Consider the following 17,583-nt stretch of genomic DNA (forward strand, 5'->3'; position numbering starts at 1 on the left):
GGTTTTGCGGCGGACCGCCTCATATATTGCGAAACGCTCTGACGGACGGAGACGGAGACAATGCTGGAACTGGGTGGCAAGGCTGCTGGGACGGGCGGGGCCTCTGAGGCCCTGATCAAGGACGTCACCGAGGCGACCTTCATGGCGGACGTGATCGACGCCTCGCATGAGGTGCCGGTAATCGTCGATTTCTGGGCAACCTGGTGCGGCCCCTGCAAGACGCTGGGGCCGATGCTGGAACAGGCGGTGACCGCGGCGGGCGGGAAGGTGCGGATGGCCAAGGTCGATGTCGACCGCAACCAGACCATCGCGGCGCAGCTTCGCATCCAGTCGATCCCGACGGTCTATGCCTTCTATCAGGGCCAGCCGGTCGACGGCTTCCAGGGCGCTCTGCCCGGGTCCGAGGTGCAGGCTTTCGTCGACCGGGTGGCGGCGATCGCGGGCGATGGCGGGCTGGCCGAAGCGGTCGCCGCGGCCGAAGAGCTTCTGGCCGAAGGGGCCGCAGTCGAGGCCGCGCAGACCTTTGCCGCGATCCTCGGCGAGGACCCGAAGAACGCGCCCGCCTATGCCGGGCTCGCCCGCGCGCATCTGGCGCTGGGCGAGATCGACCAGGCGGAACAGTTCCTGCAGGCGGTGCAGCCCGAGATCGCCCGCGCGCCCGAGATCGAGGCCGCGCGCGCCCAGGTCGCGCTGGCGCGTCAGGCGGCCGAGGCCGGGCCGGTGGCCGAGCTGCGGGCAGCGGTCGATCACGACCCCGACAACCATCAGGCACGATTCGAGCTGGCCAAGGCCCTGCATGCCGGTGGCGAGGTCGAGGCGGCGGTGGACGAACTGCTGGAGCTGTTCCGCCGCGACCGCGAGTGGAATGACGGAGCCGCGAAAGCCCAGCTTTTCACCATCTTCGACGCGCTGAAGCCGCAGGACCCCATCGTCCTGAAAGGCCGCCGAAAACTGTCGTCGATGATATTTGCCTGACGGATGGCGCGGCCTAGCTTCTCGGGCATGTTCTCAGCGGTCGACCTGCCCGAAACCATTCCCGTTTTCCCGTTGCCAGGGGCGCTGTTGCTGCCACGGGCGCGGCTCCCCCTGCATATCTTCGAGCCGCGCTATCTGGCGATGCTTGACGATACGCTGAAGACCCCGCATCGGCTGATCGGCATGGTGCAGCCGCGCGAGGTGCCCGGCTCGGACGAGCGCAAGCTGCATGCGATCGGCTGCGCCGGGCGCGTGACGGCATTTTCCGAGACCGAGGACGGGCGCTACCTGATCACGCTGTCCGGGATCTCGCGGTTCCGGATGACGCGCGATCAGGCCGGGTTCACGCCCTATATCCGCGCCGAAGTGGCCTGGGACGGGTTCGGCCGCGATCTCGGGCCGGGGGAGGACGATCCGGGCTTTGACCGCGAGGCCTTTCTCAACTTGCTCGGCCGGTTCTTCGCCAGCCGCGGTCTTTCGACCGACTGGGACAGCCTGCGCGAGGCCGAGGACGAGTTGCTGATCAGCTCTCTGTCGATGCTCTGCCCCTTCGCGCCCGAGGACAAGCAGGCGCTGCTGGAGGCGCCGTCACTTTCGACGCGGCGCGAAACCCTTGTGACCCTCATCGAATTTGCCCTACGAAGCGGCAACGACGAGGAGAAGATGCAATGAACGACGTGACCCAAGCCGACCGGAAGATGCTCGAATCGCTGGTCTGCCCGGTGACCCACGGGCCGCTGGCCTATGATCCGGACCGCCAGGAGCTGGTGTCGAAATCGGCCGGGCTGGCCTTTCCGATCCGCGGCGGGATTCCGATCATGCTGGTCGACGAGGCGCGGCGGCTCGACTGAGCGGCCACGCCGGGTCTGGACCCCGATTTTTCTGCGAAAAATCGCGCCCGGGCCCTATCGCGGGCTGGGCCATCCAGGCTTTCGCGGGACCTTGACGGCCAGCATCGGCTTGATCAGCGGGCTGGCGAAACGGTCCAGATCGAGCGCCTCGTGCACGCCCACCATCTCTTCGCCGAACACCTTTGTGCGGATCGCCGACCGGCAGTAGAAGGGCGCATCCAGCATGTCGTGCACCTGCCGGGGCGTGTAGCCCGGATCGGCCCGGGTTTCGCGCCGGACCAGCCATTTCGACCGGGCAAACCGGGTGCGGGGCGGGGCCTCGACCACCTCGGCGCGGCCGTTCGCGTCGAAATGGACGCCCAGCGCCAGTTCCGATCCGTCCCGCACCGAGGCATCGTAAAAGCACCAGGCGCCGTTCGCCTTGGTCGGGAACCGCCCCCAGGTCCAGTAGCTGAAATCGTCCTCAAGTGCCGCGGTGCCGAAATTCGCGTCGAAATAGCCGTGCCCGGTCCATTGCCAGCCCGGCTGGTTCAGGTCGACCTCGATCTCGGACGACGGGCCGAACGGCCGCCAGATATGGGTGCCATCGGCCTTGAGCGGCAGCTCGACCCCGGTCACGGCCGAAGGCGTCACCGTCACCCGGCCCTTCAGCCGGCCCATATGCGGCCAGGTCATCTCGTCGATGTCGAAGATCAGCTTGCCGCCGGCCCAGGTCAGCTTCGACGGCCCCACCTGGAAGGTGTTTCTCGTCTGCTGTAGGGCGGCGCGGCCCCGGTCGGTCATGGTCCAGCGTCCGCCCGGCCCGTAGGTCGCGACGTTGATGCAACAATGGTTCTCGGGGCTCTTCCGGCCCGACCAGCGGTACCACGGCGAGAAGACCGAGCCGATGAACGAGATGATCGAAATCGACCGCTCGCCGTCATGACTCAGGCCGTCGACATACCACCACGCATAGCCGTTCGCGGGGACGTCGAGGGCGAAGCACGGTCCGTCAAGATCGCCTCGGCCGCGTGCCGTCCGGAGAGGGTTGCCATCGGGATGCCCGCGCCGGGATGCGTCCCGCCCCCCGCCAGATAGAGCCCCGCGACCGTCGTCCGCGCCGTCGGCCGCTTCAGCGCTGCCGTCAGTCCGTGCGGGCTCCGCCCGTAGAGGGAACCGTCCGAGGCCGGAAACAGCTTCGCGAACTGGCGCGGCGTCGTCAGCGCCTGAACCCCCGGCCTCGGGTCGAAGGTCAGCCCGAACCGGGCCAGTGTCTGGAAGGTGCGTGTCCGGCACGTCTCTTTCTCCTCGTCGGTCGGGTCCGCCCCGTCTGCCGCGGGCGGGCCATTCATGATGATCTCGAACCGTTCGAGCCCCTCGGGGCTGCGGCCGGTGCCGCGGTCCTGGGCGCAGATGTAAAGAGTCGGGTCCTCGGGCATCTCGCCCCGGGCGATAGGATCGAATTCGGCATGCGCGTCGTCGCAGAAGAAGACGTTGTGGTGAACCATCTCGGGGCCGTGGGGTTCCGCGGCATAGGACCACACATAGGCCGACAGGCTGCGCGGGCGGACCGCGTCGGGGGCTACGGTCTCGCGTAGGCCCTCGCCCAGAAGCCCGGCCGCAAGTGCCGCCGGATCGCCGTTGAACACCACCACATCGGCCGGAAGCCGGGCGCCGCTGTCCAGATGCACCGCGGCCGCCGCGCCCTGCTGTATCTCGACCCGGGTGGCGCGGTGGCCGAAGGTGAAGCGCACGCCCTTGTCATGGGCCAGCTGTTCCAGCGCGCGGGCCAGCCGGTGCATGCCGCCCTCGACCCGCCAGACGCCCTGTTCCTCGGCATGCCAGATCAGCGACAGCAGCGCGGGCGACTGGAATGGCGAGCCGCCGACATAGGTCGCGTAGCGCCCGAAAAGCTGGGCGAGCCGCCGGTCGGAAAACGCCTTGCCGAGCGCCTGCGCGAGGCTGCGATGCGGCGCCATGTCCAGCGCCAGCCAGGGATGGGTTGCCACATGCCGGGTCAGCGCCCCTTGCGAGGGCTCGGCCGCGCGCATCATCGGTGCGTCGAAGGCGTGAAAAAGCCGCTCGGACCGGCGACAGAAGGCGCGGAACTCCTTTTCCGCCCGCGTGCCCGCGAACCGGCCCACCGCATCGGCGCTTTGCTCGCGTGAGGCGAAAAGATCGAGCGTCGAGCCGTCGGGCCACCAGTGCCGCGCCAGCACCTCTTCGCGGTGCAGGGTTACGTAATCGGACAGCCGCGCGCCGACACTGTCGAACAGCTCTTCGAAGACCGGGCGCAGGGTCATCACCGTGGGGCCGGCATCGACCGGACCCGCATCGCTGTCAAAGGTGCGCATCTTGCCGCCGGGCACCGGCGCACGGTCGACGACCTCGACCTCAAGACCCGCATGGGCCAGCCGGATCGCGGCCGAAAGCCCGCCCATCCCCGCCCCGATCACGACGACTTTTCCCGGCGATCCGGCCATTTTTGATCCACCTCAAGGAATGTTGACTCGGGACCATAGACTGTCCACCCTGATTTACAATCGTGAATGTCTCGCCGTCCTGACAGCTGCGTTTGGGGGCGGCGGGCCGACATTGGGGAGCCGTTCATGGACATTTCGGCGCGAATCGAGGCCGCGATGCGGCAGGCGATTGCCGAGGGGCAGGCAGGGGCCGCGCCCGGCAAACTGGCATCGGCCTTCGAATATGCCCTGACGCCCGGCGGCGCCCGCATTCGTCCGACGATCTGCCTCAATGTGGCGCGCGCCTGCGGCGACGACCGCCCGGCGCTGGCCGATGCCGCAGCCATTTCCATCGAGCTGATCCACTGCGCGAGCCTCGTGCATGACGACATGCCCTGTTTCGACGATGCCGATATCCGCCGCGGCAAGCCCGCGCTGCACAAGGCCTATGGCCAGCCGCTGGCACTGCTGACCGGCGACAGCCTGATCGTGGCGGGCTTCGAGGTGATCGCGCGCGCTGCCCATCACGACTGTGCCCGCGCGGTCGAACTGATCCGCATCCTGGGCCAGCGCACCGGCATGCCTTATGGCATCTGCGCCGGGCAGGGCTGGGAAAGCGAGGATCAGATCGACCTTTCCGCCTATCACCGGGCCAAGACCGGGGCGCTGTTCATCGCCGCGACCAGCATGGGCGCGGTGGCGGCAGGCCAGCCGGCCGAGCCTTGGGAAGAGCTGGGCGACCGCATCGGCGAGGCCTTCCAGGTGGCCGACGATCTGAAGGACGCGCTGCTCGATGCCGAAGCGATGGGCAAGCCCGCAGGTCAGGACGAGGCCCATGGCCGCCCCAGCGCCGTGACCGAGCTGGGCGTCGAGGGCGCGGTGCAGCGCTTCCGCGATATCCTGTCGGGCGCCATCGCCTCGATTCCCTCCTGTCCGGGCGAGGCCGATCTGGCGGCGATGGTGCGCCACATGGCCGAACGGCTGATCCCCGAACCCGCGCGTCTGCCCGCAGAATGACCGACGCCGTTTCGGGAACCGGACCCGCGCGCCGCAGCGGGGTCAACTGGCGTCGCTGGCGCAACCGCAAGATCGCGGACCGCGGCTTTCAGAGCTGGGCCAGCCGCTTTTTCCTGACGCGGGGCCATGTCCGCCGCGAGGGCGAGCGGATGTTCGATCTGGTCTCGGGCTTCGTCTACAGCCAGGTTCTGTGGACCGTGGTCGAGCTTGATCTGCTGGACGCCACCTGCGACGAGGCGCAAAGCCTTGCGGCGCTGGCCCATCGCGCGGCGATTCCGGTCGACCGGATGGAGGCGCTGATGCAGGCGGGCACGGCGCTTGGCCTCTTCGACCGGGTGGGGCCCGGCTATCAGCTGTCGGCGCTGGGCGCCGCGCTGATGGGCGCGCCGGGCGTGGTCGACATGATCCGCCATCACGACGTCTTCTATCGCGACATGCAGGACCCGCTTGCGGTGCTGCGCGGCGAGAAAGAGACCGAACTGGCGCGATTCTGGCCCTATGTCTTTGGCGCGGGGGCTGCGGAAAACCCCGAGACCGCCCAGCGCTATTCGAAACTCATGGCCGACAGCCAGGCGCTGGTCGCCGAAGAGACCCTGCGCGCGATCCGGTTCGACGGGGTCACGCGGCTGATGGATGTGGGCGGCGGCACCGGCGCCTTCCTCGCTTCGGTGGGGGCGGCCTGCCCCGATCTGAAGATGACGCTGTTCGACCTGCCCGCCGTGGTGCCCGCCGCCGAAGAGCGGTTCCGGGCGCTGGGCATGGCCGGCCGGGTGACGGTGCGGGGCGGCAGCTTCCGCGACGATCCGCTGCCCGAGGGCGCGGATGCGGTGTCGCTGGTGCGGGTCTGCTACGACCATGCCGACGAGACGGTCAGGGCGCTGATGCGCAAGATCCATGACGCCCTTCCGCCCGGCGGGCGGCTGATCGTATCCGAGCCGATGGCGGGCGGCGCGCATCCCAACCGGTCGGGCGACGCTTATTTCGCATTCTACTGCATGGCGATGGGAACCGGCCGTGCGCGGTCCCCGGAACGCCTGGCGGAAATGATGAAAGAGGCAGGATTCCAAGGGGTTGAGATGCCCCGGACTCGCCGTTCCTATATCACGTCGGTTGTGGTGGGGCGAAAGCCCGGGGCGACATAATGCTCGGGCCGGGCTGTCTAAAAAAGTTGACACTTGGACCTGTCTAAATAAACTGACAAGAGCCAATCACCAATGAGTGAGTCCCGTTCAAGCGGGCAAGCGTCAGGAAGGGAAACGTCCATGGAGACGACGGCGGTCATCCTCCGGGGGCCCCGGGAAATCGGCCTCGGGAAACTCGGCCTGACGGCGCCCGGACCGAAGGACCTGGTGGTGGAGATTTCCCATTCCGGCATCTCCACCGGCACCGAGAAACTCTTCTATACCGGCAACATGCCGCCCTTCCCGGGGATGGGCTATCCGCTGGTCCCGGGCTACGAGGCCGCGGGCGAAGTGATCGAGGCCGGGTCCGAGACCAATTTCAAGGTGGGCGAACATATCTTCGTCCCCGGCGCCAACTGCTATGAGGGCGCGCGCGGCCTGTTCGGCGGATCGGCCCGGCGCCTGGTCACCGATGCCAGCCGCGTGACCCGGATCGACCCGGGCCTCGGGGCGGAAGGTGCGTTGCTGGCGCTGGCCGCGACCGCGCGCCATGCGCTGGCGGGCGTCGACAAGAAGATGCCCGAACTGATCGTCGGCCATGGCGTGCTTGGCCGCCTGCTGGCGCGGCTGACCATCGCCGCCGGAGCCCCCGCGCCCACCGTCTGGGAAATCAATCCCGACCGGCAGGGCGGCGCCATGGGCTACGAGGTGCTGCACCCCGATAACGACCCGCGCCGCGACTATCGCACGATCTACGACGCCTCGGGCGTGGGATCGCTGCTCGATACGCTGATCACCCGCATCGCCAAGGGCGGCGAGGTGGTTCTGGCCGGGTTCTATACCGACCCGATTTCCTTCGCTTTCCCGGCGGCCTTCATGAAGGAGGCCCGGCTGCGCATCGCCGCCGAATGGGAACGCGAGGACCTGATTGCAACGCGCCAGCTCGTGGAATCGGGCGCGTTGTCGCTGGGGGGGCTCATTACCCACAGCGTTCCGGCGGAAGAGGCCGCAGAAGCCTATGAAACCGCCTTCAACGATCCTGCCTGTCTGAAAATGATCCTGAACTGGGGAGCCGTTCATGACGCTTGACGTCCCGAATATCAAAGACATCGACCAGCGCCTGCGTGACGAAGCCAACGAGCCGCTGGACGAAATCCCCGTAACCGAGCCGACCAAGAAGACGCAGATCATCGCGATCTACGGCAAGGGCGGCATCGGTAAGTCCTTCACGCTGGCGAACCTCAGCAACATGATGGCCGAACAGGGCAAGCGCGTCCTGTTGATCGGCTGCGATCCCAAATCGGACACCACGTCGCTGCTGTTCGGCGGCAAGGCCTGCCCGACCATCATCGAAACCTCGACCAAGAAAAAGCTCGCGGGTGAAGAGGTCGCCATCGGCGATGTCTGCTTCAAGCGCAACGGCGTCTTCGCGATGGAACTGGGCGGGCCCGAGGTCGGCCGTGGCTGCGGCGGGCGCGGAATCATCCACGGCTTCGAGCTGCTGGAAAAGCTGGGCTTTCACGACTGGGATTTCGACTATGTGTTGCTCGATTTCCTGGGCGACGTGGTCTGCGGCGGTTTCGGCCTGCCGATTGCCCGTGACATGGCGCAGAAGGTGATCCTGGTCGGCTCGAACGACCTGCAATCGCTGTACGTCGCCAACAACGTCTGCTCGGCGGTCGAATATTTCCGTAAGCTCGGCGGCAACGTGGGCGTCGCGGGGCTGGTCATCAACAAGGATGACGGCACCGGCGAGGCGCAGGCCTTTGCCAAGGCGGTGGATATCCCCGTGCTGGCCGCGATCCCGCAGGACGAGGATCTGCGCCGGAAATCGGCCAATTACCAGATCGTCGGCACCAATGACGGCCCCTGGGGCGAGCTTTTCGGCGCGCTGGCCGAAGCCGTCGCGGGCGCTCCGCCGATCCGGCCGAAGCCGCTCGACAATGACGGTCTGCTGGGTCTTTTCGCGCCCGAGGATGTGGGCGCCGATTTCGAGCTGACCCCGGCGACCGATACCGACATGCGGGGCAAGAACGCCAAGCCCAAGAAATCCCTCGAAGTGGTCTATGACGATGTTTGATCTCAACCAGATGTCCCGCTGGGACAACGTGCTTGAGGCCCTCTCGCATCACGACGAGGACCGCGAATTCGCTGAAATCGCAGAGATCCAGGAGGCGCCCGCCGCAGAGGCGGCCGCGCCCTCGCGCGAACTGGAGGACGCATGACCGAAGAGGTCAGATATGACGAAGCCCACACCGCAGAGGTGATCGAGGGCACGCCCCGGGAGCCCGGAAACGCTCCTGAAGGAGCCGATCCTCGTTTGGGCGACGGCATGGGCTGCCATGCCGGAGCGGCCGAGATGGAGAAGGCGGCCCGCGCGGCGGGCGCCTCCGACATTCTCGACCAATATGCCAAGGACTATCCGCAAGGCCCGCACGACCGCCCGCAAAGCATGTGCCCGGCCTTCGGCAGCCTGCGCGTCGGGCTGCGCATGCGGCGCGTCGCGACCGTGCTGTCGGGCTCGGCCTGCTGCGTCTACGGGCTGTCCTTCGTGTCCCATTTCTACGGGGCGCGGCGGTCCATCGGCTATGTGCCGTTCAGCTCGGAAACGCTCGTCACCGGCAAGCTCTTCGAGGATATCCGCGACGCGGTGCATGAACTGGCCGATCCCGACCGCTATGACGCGGTGGTGGTGACCAACCTTTGCGTGCCGACCGCCTCGGGCGTGCCGCTCCGGCTTCTGCCCGACGAGATCAACGGAGTGCGAATCGTCGGCATCGACGTGCCGGGATTCGGCGTGCCGACCCATGCCGAGGCCAAGGACGTTCTGGCCGGGGCGATGCTGAACTATGCCCGCAAGGAAATCGAGGCCGGTCCCGTTGCTGCCCCCGAAGGCGGCGTCTCGGATCGTCCGACCGTGACCCTTCTGGGCGAGATGTTCCCGGCCGATCCCATCGTGATCGGGCAGATGCTCGATCCGCTGGGGCTCGCGTGCGGCCCGGTCGTGCCCGCCCGCGAATGGCGCGAGCTTTACGCCGCGCTCGATTGCGGCGCGGTGGCGGCGATCCATCCGTTCTACACTTCCGCGATGCGTGAATTCGACGCGGCCGGTCGCCCGATAGTTGGGTCGGCCCCGGTGGGACATGATGGCACAGCCGCCTGGCTGGCCGGAATCGGCGACGCCTTCGGGCTGTCGGCCGAGAAGGTCGCGAAGGCCCAGAACATGTTCCTGCCCGCCATCAAGGGCGCGCTGGCGGGTGCCCCGGTCAAGGGCACGATCACGCTGTCGGGCTATGAGGGATCGGAGCTGCTGGTGGCGCGTCTGCTGATCGAGTCCGGCGCGAATATTCCTTATGTCGGAACGGCTTGCCCGAAAACAAAGCAGGCCGAGGTCGACCGCGACTGGCTGGAATCGAAGGGCGTCAAGGTCGTGTTCCGGGCGTCTCTGGAAGACGACAAGGCGGCGGTCGACGCGATCAAGCCCGATCTGGCCGTCGGCACCACGCCCGTGGTGCAGCACGCCAAAGAGCGGGGCATCCCGTCGCTCTACTTCACGAATCTCATCTCGGCCCGTCCGCTGATGGGTCCGGCGGGCGCTGGCAGCCTTGCGCAAGTGGTAAACGCGGCCATTGCGAACAAGGGACGCATGGCGTCGATGAAGGAATTCTTCGAAGGTGTCGGCGAGGGAGACACTGCGGGTGTGTGGGAAGGAGATCCGAATCTCCACCCCGAGTTCCGCGCTCTCCATCAGAAGAAACTGGACAAGAAACGTCGCGCCGAGAAGGCGCAGGAGATGATCTGATGCTGGTCTTGGATCACGACAGGGCAGGGGGGTACTGGGGCGCAGTCTATGCGTTCTGTGCCACCAAGGGCCTGCAAGTGGTGATCGACGGGCCGGTCGGCTGCGAGAATCTGCCGGTCACCTCCGTCCTTCACTATACCGACGCGCTGCCCCCGCATGAGCTGCCCATCGTCGTCACCGGCCTCGGTGAGGAAGAGCTGGGCCGCGAGGGCACCGAGGGCGCGATGAAACGCGCCTGGAAGACGCTCGATCCCGCGCTTCCCGCGGTGGTCGTCACCGGGTCCATCGCCGAGATGATCGGCGGCGGCGTCACGCCCCAGGGCACCAATATCCAGCGCTTCCTGCCGCGCACCATCGACGAGGATCAATGGGAAGCGGCGGACCGGGCGATGACCTGGATCTTCACCGAATTCGGCATGACCAAGGGCCGGATGCCGCCCGAGAAGCCGCGCGAAGAGGGCGCAAAGCCCCGCGTGAACATCCTCGGGCCGATGTATGGCGTCTTCAACATGCCTTCGGACCTGGCCGAGATCCGGCGTCTGGTCGAGGGCATCGGCGCCGAGGTCAACATGGTGATGCCGCTCGGCGCCCATGTGGCCGAGATGCGCAACCTGGTGAATGCCGACGTGAACGTCGTGATGTATCGCGAGTTCGGCCGGGGTCTCGCCGAGGTTCTGGGCAAGCCCTATCTGCAGGCGCCCATCGGCATCGATTCGACGACGAAGTTCCTGCGCAAGCTGGGCGAGATGCTGGGGCTCGACCCCGAGCCCTTCATCGCGCGCGAAAAGCACTCGACGATCAAGCCGGTCTGGGACCTGTGGCGGTCTGTCACGCAGGACTTCTTTGCCACGGCAAGCTTCGCCATCGTCGCGAACGAGACCTACGCGCGCGGGGTCCGGCACTTCCTGGAGGCCGATCTGGGCCTGCCCTGCGCCTTTGCGGTGGCCCGCAAGCGCGGTGCAAAGACCAACAATGCCGAGGTTCGCGCGCTGATGGGGCAGAAACGGCCGCTGGTCGTCTTCGGCTCGATCAACGAGAAGATCTATCTTGCCGAGCTGTCCGCCGGTCACGGCCCCAAGCCCGCCTTCATCCCCGCCGGGTTCCCCGGTGCGGCGATCCGGCGCGCGACGGGCACCCCCTTTATGGGGTACGCCGGTGCGACGTATCTGGTTCAGGAAGTGTGCAATTCCTTGTTCGACGCGCTCTTCCATATCCTTCCGCTCGGGACCGAGATGGACTCGGCCTCCGCAACGCCGACCCGGCTTCGCCGCGACTTCCCCTGGGACCAGGATGCCCAGGCGCTGCTCGACCGTATCGTGGCCGAGCACCCGGTGCTGACCCGCATCTCTGCCGCGAAATCCCTGCGCGACGCCGCCGAGAAGGCTGCGCTTGAGCAAGGGGCCGAGCGCGTTGTTCTCGAGACCGTCGAGGCGCTTGCGCCCGCCGGCTTCGCCCGCCCTTCTTCGAAAGGAGAGTCGAAATGACTGACCAGACTTCCGACGTCCACCTGGTACGTGCCCATCGCCCGCCGAAAGCGGAGTTCATGGTCTATTTCGCAATTATCTTCATCGCCGCGCTGCCGCTGGCCTTCATCGCCTCCTTCCTGGCGATGGTCCGGCAGGGCGACCTGAAGACCAAGGGGCCGATCGCCCGCGCCTGGAGCCAGGCGCGGATCATCACCCCCATGATTTTCTCTGCCTGAAAAGGTGGAGTTCCGAAATTCGCCCACCCCCCGGTTGGGCGAATAGCCGGCAGGGATAAAACCTTGTCGGGACCCGGCCGCCGGGGTGCGCGGCATCAGTCTGACGATCCGGAGGAAAGTTAATGGCTGAATCTGACGTGTCGTTCACCGGTCTGACCGACGAGCAGGCGCAAGAAATTCACGCTGTCTACATGAGCGGGCTTTGGCTGTTCTCGGCCGTCGCCGTGCTGGCTCACCTGGCAGTGTACATCTGGCGCCCGTGGCTCTGAGAAGAGGACCTGAGAAATGGCTAAATTCTACAAGATCTGGATGATCTTCGACCCCCGTCGCGTGCTCGTTGCGCAGGGCGTCTTCCTGTTCCTGCTGGCTGTGATGATTCACCTCGTCCTGCTCAGCACGGACTACTTCAACTGGCTGACCATTGCCGCCGAGAAAGCCGCCGGCGCGTAAGCGCCCCAGCGGCTTCCGGATGTGAGCAGTCGGAAGTAACACCAAACGCTGCGGGCGGGAGCCCCGATCTCCCGCCCGCGGCAATCTCAAGAACAAGGACGGCTGAGGCCCGGACGGACACGGCCGCCATTTGCGGAGACAGACGATGGCACTGCTCAGTTTTGAGAGAAAGTATCGCGTCCGTGGAGGGACGCTCATCGGTGGCGATCTGTTCGACTTTTGGGTGGGGCCTTTCTTTGTGGGCTTCTTCGGAGTGACGACGATCTTCTTCGCCACCCTCGGAACCGCCATGATCTTCTGGGGCGCCGCGCTTCAGGGGACATTCAACCCGCTGAAGATCCACATCGCGCCGCCGGATCTCAGCTACGGGCTCAGCATCGCGCCGCTCGCCGAGGGCGGGCTTTGGCAATTCATCACGCTCTGCGCTATCGGCGCGTTCGTGAGCTGGGCTCTGCGCGAAGTGGAGATCTGCCGCAAGCTCGGCATCGGCTACCATATTCCGATCGCCTTCAGCGTGGCGATCTTTGCCTATGTGACGCTGCAAGTGTTCCGCCCGATGTTGATGGGCGCCTGGGGGCACGCGTTCCCCTATGGCATCTTCACCCATCTCGACTGGGTGTCGAACACCGGCTACCACTATCTGCACTTCCACTATAACCCGTTCCACATGCTGGGCGTGTCGCTGTTCTTCGCCACCTGTCTGGCGCTCGCGCTGCATGGTGGTCTGATCCTGTCGGCCTGCAACCCCGAAAAGGGTGAAGAGGCGAAGACGCCGGATCACGAAGACAGCTTCTTCCGCGACCTCATCGGGTATTCGATCGGGACGCTCGGGATCCACCGCGCCGGCTGGCTTCTGGCCATCAACGCGGTCTTCTTCTCGGCGGTCTGCATCATCATCTCCGGTCCGCTCTGGACCGAGGGCTGGCCCGAATGGTGGACTTGGTGGAGCAACCTGCCGATCTGGCCCGAAGCCATTCCGGCTGTCCAGGGGAGCATGTAACCATGGCTGAATATCAGAACATCTTCACCCAGGTGCAGGTCCAGGGTCCCGGCGACTGGGGCATGGACAACGAGAACAACATGATGGAAGAGCGGGCCGCAGGTACCGGCCACTTCTCCATCCTCGGTTGGCTCGGCAACGCGCAACTCGGCCCGATCTATCTGGGCTACACCGGTGTGATCTCGGTGATCGCGGGCGCCTTCGCGTTCCTCATCATCGGGCTCAACATGCTGGCCCAGGTCGACTGGTCGCTGGTGCAGTTCCTGCGTCAGGGCTTCTGGCTGGCGCTTGAACCGCCCTCGCCGGAATACGGCCTGCGAATCCCGCCGCTGAAGGAAGGCGGCTGGTACATGATCGCCAGCTTCTTCCTGCTGATCGCGGTTTGGGCCTGGTGGGCACGGACCTACATGCTGGCCGTGGAACACAAGATGGGCAAGCATATTGCCTGGGCGTTCCTGTCGGCGATCTGGCTGTTCATGGTGCTGGGCTTCTTCCGCCCGATCCTGATGGGCTCCTGGTCGGAAATGGTGCCCTACGGCATCTTCCCGCACCTCGACTGGACCACCGCCTTCTCGATCCGGTACGGCAACCTCTACTACAACCCGTTCCACGCGCTCTCGATCGCGTTCCTCTACGGCTCTGCCCTGCTCTTCGCGATGCATGGCGGCACCATCCTTGCCGTGACCCGCTTCGGCGGCGACCGCGAGCTGGAGCAGATCTACGACCGCGGGACCGCGTCCGAGCGTGCCGCCCTGTTCTGGCGCTGGACCATGGGCTTCAACGCCACCATGGAAGGCATTCACCGTTGGGCCTGGTGGTTCGCGGTTCTGACCCCGCTGACCGGCGGGATCGGCATCCTGCTCACGGGCACTGTCGTCGACAACTGGTATATCTGGGCCCAGGAGCACAACTTCGTCACGGAGTACACCCAGCCCTACGGCATTGACGCCTATGTCGGGCAAGGAGGCTGATCATGCTTAAGTTCCCGAAATGGTTCTTCAAATGGAGTGAGGAGAACCCGACCGACCTGATGGGGCCGGGGATCCTCGTGGGGACTGTCGGCGGTGCTGTGGCCGTGGCTGCGATCATCGTGGCCTTCGGCAACCCCAATGCCACCATCGACCAGCAGACCGGCCCCCGCGGCATCGGCATGGCGGTGTCCAAGTTCGTCAAGGACAACCCGCAGTTCGATGTCTACGAGGCCGAGTATCAGGTCTTCGACCGGGTCGAGGCGCCGGAAGGCACCCCGACCGCGGCCGAGGCCTACGGCGACAGCGTGATCGCCTTCGGCGACATGGACCAGGCCAACTTCGACCAGCTCACCAAGGCGATGAGCGCCTGGGTCGGCATGGATGTGGTGCTTTACGACAATGGCGAGGTCGATCAGACCACGCTGGCGATCACCGAGAACTGCATCGAGGCGACCCAGTATCTCAACGACTCCTGGGACACGCATAACCTTGCCTCCGAAGGCAAGGGCGTGAACTGCTACACCTGCCACCGGGGTCAGCCGACCCCTCCCGGCTCGTGGATGAAGTCCGGCAACGTCAACAGCGCCATGGAAAGCTGGTCCGGTGTGCAGAACCGCCTGATGGTGGGCCGCAAATACACCGACAGCCAGTTCACCTCGCTGCCGGTCGATGCGCTGGAGAAACTGCTGCTTGACGGCGAGACCATCAAGGTCACCGACACTGAAAGCCGCGTCGACCAGCAACCGGGCGACCCGACCTGGCAAGATGCCGAGCGCACCTACAGCCTGATGAACCATCAGGCCAACGCGCTGAACGTCGGCTGCGTCTACTGCCACAACACCCGGGCCTTCTACGACCCGACCCAGGTGACGCCGCAATGGTCGGTGACGACGCTGGCGCAGCAAATGACGATCGACATGAACCAGACCTATTACGAGCCCCGCTCGGAGATCCTGGGGCATGAATCGGCCAAGATCGACTGCATGACCTGCCACATGGGCGTCATCAGCCCGCTGAACGGCAAGAACATGGTTGCCGAATGGCCCGAACTGGCCACTCCGGCGGAATGATCTGACTTCGAGGGGGCGGCGCGCGAGAGCCGCCCCTTCCCCTCATCGGGTCCCTGGCGGGGCCCGGTATTCGGGGCCTCCACACCCCGGTTCCCTTCCTGTCAGACACAGGACACTGGCGCCGTGTGGGGAACAGACCACACGGCGCTTTTTTCAAACTGGAAACGCGCGGGAGACGACCAATGACAGTCAAGCCTCCGACCCCGATCCTGGACCGTGTCGCCGGTCCGGCCGATCTCAAGGGCATGAGCCAGACCGACCTGACGCTGCTGGCGCGGGACCTTCGCGAAGAGGTGATCTCGGTGGTCGCCCAGACCGGCGGGCATCTGGGCTCGTCGCTGGGGGTCGTCGAACTGACGGTCGCGCTGCACGCGGTCTTCAACACGCCCTTCGACAAGCTGGTCTGGGATGTCAGCCACCAGTGCTATCCGCACAAGATCCTGACCGGGCGCCGCGACCGGATGCACACGCTGCGCCAGGGCGGCGGGCTCGCGGGCTTCTGCAAGCGCACGGAAAGCGAATACGATGCCTTCGGCGCGGGCCATTCCTCGACCTCGATCTCGGCCGCGCTCGGCTTTGCCGTCGGCCGCGACATGGGCCAGCCCACGGGCGACGCCATCGCGGTGATCGGCGACGGCTCGATCAGCGCGGGCATGGCCTACGAGGCGCTGAACAATGCGGGCCATGAAAAGCGCCGCCTCTTCGTGATCCTGAACGACAACGAGATGTCCATCGCCCCGCCCGTGGGCGCGATGTCGAAATATCTCTCGGGGCTCTATCACGAGACGCCGCTGGGCAAGCTCAAGGACATGGCCGAGGATTTCGAGGCCGCCCTTCCCGGCCCGATCCGCGAAGGCGCGCGCCGCGCGCGTCAGCTGGTCACCGGCTTCCCCGGCGGCGGCACGCTCTTCGAGGAACTGGGCTTCGACTATATCGGCCCGATCGACGGCCATGACATGGGCCAGCTGCTGACGGTGCTGCGCGCCGCCCGGGCGCGGGCCTCGGGGCCGGTCCTGATCCATGTCTGCACGGTCAAGGGCAAGGGCTATCAGCCGGCCGAACGCTCGGCCGACCGCGGCCATGGCGTGTCGAAATTCGACGTCGCCTCGGGCGCGCAGAAGAAAAGCTCCAGCAACGCGCCCTCCTACACCAAGGTCTTCGGCCAGACCCTGACCGACGAGGCCGCGCGGGATGCCAAGATCGTCGGCGTCACCGCCGCGATGCCCTCGGGCACCGGGCTCGACATCCTGCAGGATCGCTTCCCGAAACGGGTCTTCGATGTCGGCATCGCCGAACAGCACGCGGTGACCTTCGCGGGCGGCATGGCGGCTTCGGGCCTGAAGCCCTTCGTCGCCATCTATTCGACCTTCCTGCAGCGGGGCTATGACCAGATCGTCCATGACGTGGTGCTGCAGAAACTGCCGGTCCGGTTCTGCGTCGATCGCGCGGGGCTTGTGGGCGCCGACGGCTCGACCCATGCGGGCGCCTTCGACGTGGCCTTCCTGTCGAACCTGCCGGGCATGGTGGTGATGGGCGCGGGCGACGAGGCCGAGCTTCGCCACATGGTCGCGACCGCCGCGGCCTATGACGAGGGTCCGATCTCGTTCCGCTATCCGCGCGGCGAGGGCATGGGCGTCGAGATGCCCGACCGCGGGCAGGTCCTCGAGATCGGCAAGGGCCGCGTCGTGCGCGAGGGCAGCAAGGTCGCGCTTCTGTCCTTCGGGGCGCCGCTGGTCGACTGCCTCGCGGCCGCCGATGCGCTCGAGGCGCGGGGCGTCTCGGTCACCGTCGCCGATGCCCGCTTCGCCAAGCCCCTCGATACCGATCTGATCGCCCGGCTGGCGAAAGAGCACGAGGCGCTGATCACCGTCGAGCACGGCGCCGAGGGCGGCTTCGGCGCACTTGTCCTGCACTGGCTGGCCCGGACCGGCCGGCTGGATCGCGGGCTGGCGATCCGGACCATGACGCTGCCCGATGCCTTCATCGAACAGGGCAGCCCGGCCGAGATGTATGCCGAGGCGCAGCTGACCGCGCAGGACATCGCCGCGACCGCGCTGCAGGCGCTGGGTGTCGCGCCCGGCCAGTTCGGGCAGGCCAGCGCGTAAGGCGTCAACCTCTCCGCGAAGGGGCCTCGTCCGGGAAACCGGGCGGGGCCCTTCCTCTGTCGGGAACCGTGGCTCGGC

The 17,583-nt window shown here is 66.4% G+C and carries 19 protein-coding genes; 17 read left to right on the forward strand and 2 right to left on the reverse strand.

All coding sequences use genetic code 11. The features are described 5' to 3' along the window. Positions 1-60: 60 nt before the first annotated feature. From trxA to EV657_RS10740, 3 genes are read left to right on the forward strand one after another with little or no spacing between them, the layout of a single operon-like run. On the forward strand, positions 61-975 hold the full coding sequence (gene trxA / locus EV657_RS10730; protein ID WP_113669142.1) for a thioredoxin: 915 nt from the start codon (positions 61-63) through the stop codon (positions 973-975). A gap of 27 nt (positions 976-1,002) precedes the next feature. After that, on the forward strand, positions 1,003-1,647 hold the full coding sequence (locus EV657_RS10735) for an LON peptidase substrate-binding domain-containing protein (protein ID WP_166673691.1): 645 nt from the start codon (positions 1,003-1,005) through the stop codon (positions 1,645-1,647). After that, entirely contained in the window at positions 1,644-1,826 is a 183-nt protein-coding gene (locus tag EV657_RS10740) for a Trm112 family protein (RefSeq protein WP_075783888.1), read from the forward strand. The genes EV657_RS10735 and EV657_RS10740 overlap by 4 nt, the downstream gene beginning before the upstream one ends. A 54-nt stretch (positions 1,827-1,880) precedes the next feature. Here EV657_RS10740 and crtC read toward each other — a convergent pair whose 3' ends face one another. Beyond that, positions 1,881-2,756, reverse strand: coding sequence for a carotenoid 1,2-hydratase (crtC, locus tag EV657_RS10745; protein WP_113669230.1), 876 nt, complete (start codon positions 2,754-2,756; stop codon positions 1,881-1,883). Then, positions 2,753-4,288 (reverse strand): 1-hydroxycarotenoid 3,4-desaturase CrtD, encoded by a 1,536-nt coding sequence (gene crtD, locus EV657_RS10750; RefSeq protein ID WP_113669144.1) that lies wholly within the window; start codon positions 4,286-4,288, stop codon positions 2,753-2,755. The genes crtC and crtD overlap by 4 nt, the downstream gene beginning before the upstream one ends. Before the next feature lie 126 nt (positions 4,289-4,414). Between crtD and EV657_RS10755 the strand changes: the two genes are divergently transcribed. From EV657_RS10755 to dxs, 14 genes are all read left to right on the forward strand, one after another. After that, the gene (locus tag EV657_RS10755; protein WP_075783886.1) at positions 4,415-5,284 is read left to right on the forward strand and encodes a polyprenyl synthetase family protein; all 870 of its coding nucleotides are present in this window, start codon (positions 4,415-4,417) and stop codon (positions 5,282-5,284) included. Beyond that, a complete protein-coding gene (locus EV657_RS10760; protein ID WP_134077873.1) occupies positions 5,281-6,426 on the forward strand; it encodes a methyltransferase in 1,146 nt (381 codons plus the stop codon). The genes EV657_RS10755 and EV657_RS10760 overlap by 4 nt, the downstream gene beginning before the upstream one ends. Before the next feature lie 120 nt (positions 6,427-6,546). After that, positions 6,547-7,494, forward strand: coding sequence for a chlorophyll synthesis pathway protein BchC (bchC, locus tag EV657_RS10765; protein ID WP_075783884.1), 948 nt, complete (start codon positions 6,547-6,549; stop codon positions 7,492-7,494). Continuing rightward, complete coding sequence (locus tag EV657_RS10770; RefSeq protein WP_134077874.1) at positions 7,484-8,485, forward strand: chlorophyllide a reductase iron protein subunit X; 1,002 nt, start codon at positions 7,484-7,486, stop codon at positions 8,483-8,485. Before bchC ends, EV657_RS10770 begins: the two co-directional genes overlap by 11 nt. Beyond that, positions 8,478-8,630 carry a hypothetical protein gene (locus tag EV657_RS21560; protein ID WP_166673692.1) on the forward strand — a complete coding sequence of 51 codons (153 nt, stop codon included), beginning with the start codon at positions 8,478-8,480 and terminating at the stop codon, positions 8,628-8,630. The genes EV657_RS10770 and EV657_RS21560 overlap by 8 nt, the downstream gene beginning before the upstream one ends. Then, positions 8,627-10,207 (forward strand): chlorophyllide a reductase subunit Y, encoded by a 1,581-nt coding sequence (gene bchY / locus EV657_RS10775; protein ID WP_134077875.1) that lies wholly within the window; start codon positions 8,627-8,629, stop codon positions 10,205-10,207. Before EV657_RS21560 ends, bchY begins: the two co-directional genes overlap by 4 nt. Further along, entirely contained in the window at positions 10,207-11,691 is a 1,485-nt protein-coding gene (gene bchZ / locus EV657_RS10780) for a chlorophyllide a reductase subunit Z (RefSeq protein WP_112316501.1), read from the forward strand. The genes bchY and bchZ overlap by 1 nt, the downstream gene beginning before the upstream one ends. Continuing rightward, the gene (gene pufQ, locus EV657_RS10785) at positions 11,688-11,909 is read left to right on the forward strand and encodes a cytochrome PufQ (RefSeq protein WP_075783880.1); all 222 of its coding nucleotides are present in this window, start codon (positions 11,688-11,690) and stop codon (positions 11,907-11,909) included. Before bchZ ends, pufQ begins: the two co-directional genes overlap by 4 nt. 122 nt (positions 11,910-12,031) lie before the next feature. Next, positions 12,032-12,178: a light-harvesting antenna LH1, beta subunit gene (gene pufB / locus EV657_RS10790; RefSeq protein ID WP_042458389.1), complete on the forward strand. Its 147-nt coding sequence runs from the start codon at positions 12,032-12,034 to the stop codon at positions 12,176-12,178. Between the two features lie 16 nt (positions 12,179-12,194). Continuing rightward, positions 12,195-12,359 carry a light-harvesting antenna LH1, alpha subunit gene (pufA, locus tag EV657_RS10795; RefSeq protein ID WP_042458393.1) on the forward strand — a complete coding sequence of 55 codons (165 nt, stop codon included), beginning with the start codon at positions 12,195-12,197 and terminating at the stop codon, positions 12,357-12,359. Between the two features lie 145 nt (positions 12,360-12,504). Next, positions 12,505-13,359, forward strand: a complete 855-nt coding sequence (pufL, locus tag EV657_RS10800; RefSeq protein WP_075783879.1) for a photosynthetic reaction center subunit L — start codon at positions 12,505-12,507, stop codon at positions 13,357-13,359. Between the two features lie 2 nt (positions 13,360-13,361). Continuing rightward, the gene (gene pufM / locus EV657_RS10805; protein ID WP_075783878.1) at positions 13,362-14,330 is read left to right on the forward strand and encodes a photosynthetic reaction center subunit M; all 969 of its coding nucleotides are present in this window, start codon (positions 13,362-13,364) and stop codon (positions 14,328-14,330) included. Between the two features lie 2 nt (positions 14,331-14,332). Further along, the gene (gene pufC / locus EV657_RS10810) at positions 14,333-15,400 is read left to right on the forward strand and encodes a photosynthetic reaction center cytochrome PufC (RefSeq protein ID WP_075783877.1); all 1,068 of its coding nucleotides are present in this window, start codon (positions 14,333-14,335) and stop codon (positions 15,398-15,400) included. A 182-nt stretch (positions 15,401-15,582) separates the two neighbouring features. After that, the gene (gene dxs, locus EV657_RS10815) at positions 15,583-17,505 is read left to right on the forward strand and encodes a 1-deoxy-D-xylulose-5-phosphate synthase (RefSeq protein WP_134077876.1); all 1,923 of its coding nucleotides are present in this window, start codon (positions 15,583-15,585) and stop codon (positions 17,503-17,505) included. Positions 17,506-17,583: the final 78 nt, after the last annotated feature.

It is taken from the genome of Rhodovulum visakhapatnamense, assembly GCF_004365965.1.
Taxonomy (GTDB): domain Bacteria; phylum Pseudomonadota; class Alphaproteobacteria; order Rhodobacterales; family Rhodobacteraceae; genus Rhodovulum; species Rhodovulum visakhapatnamense.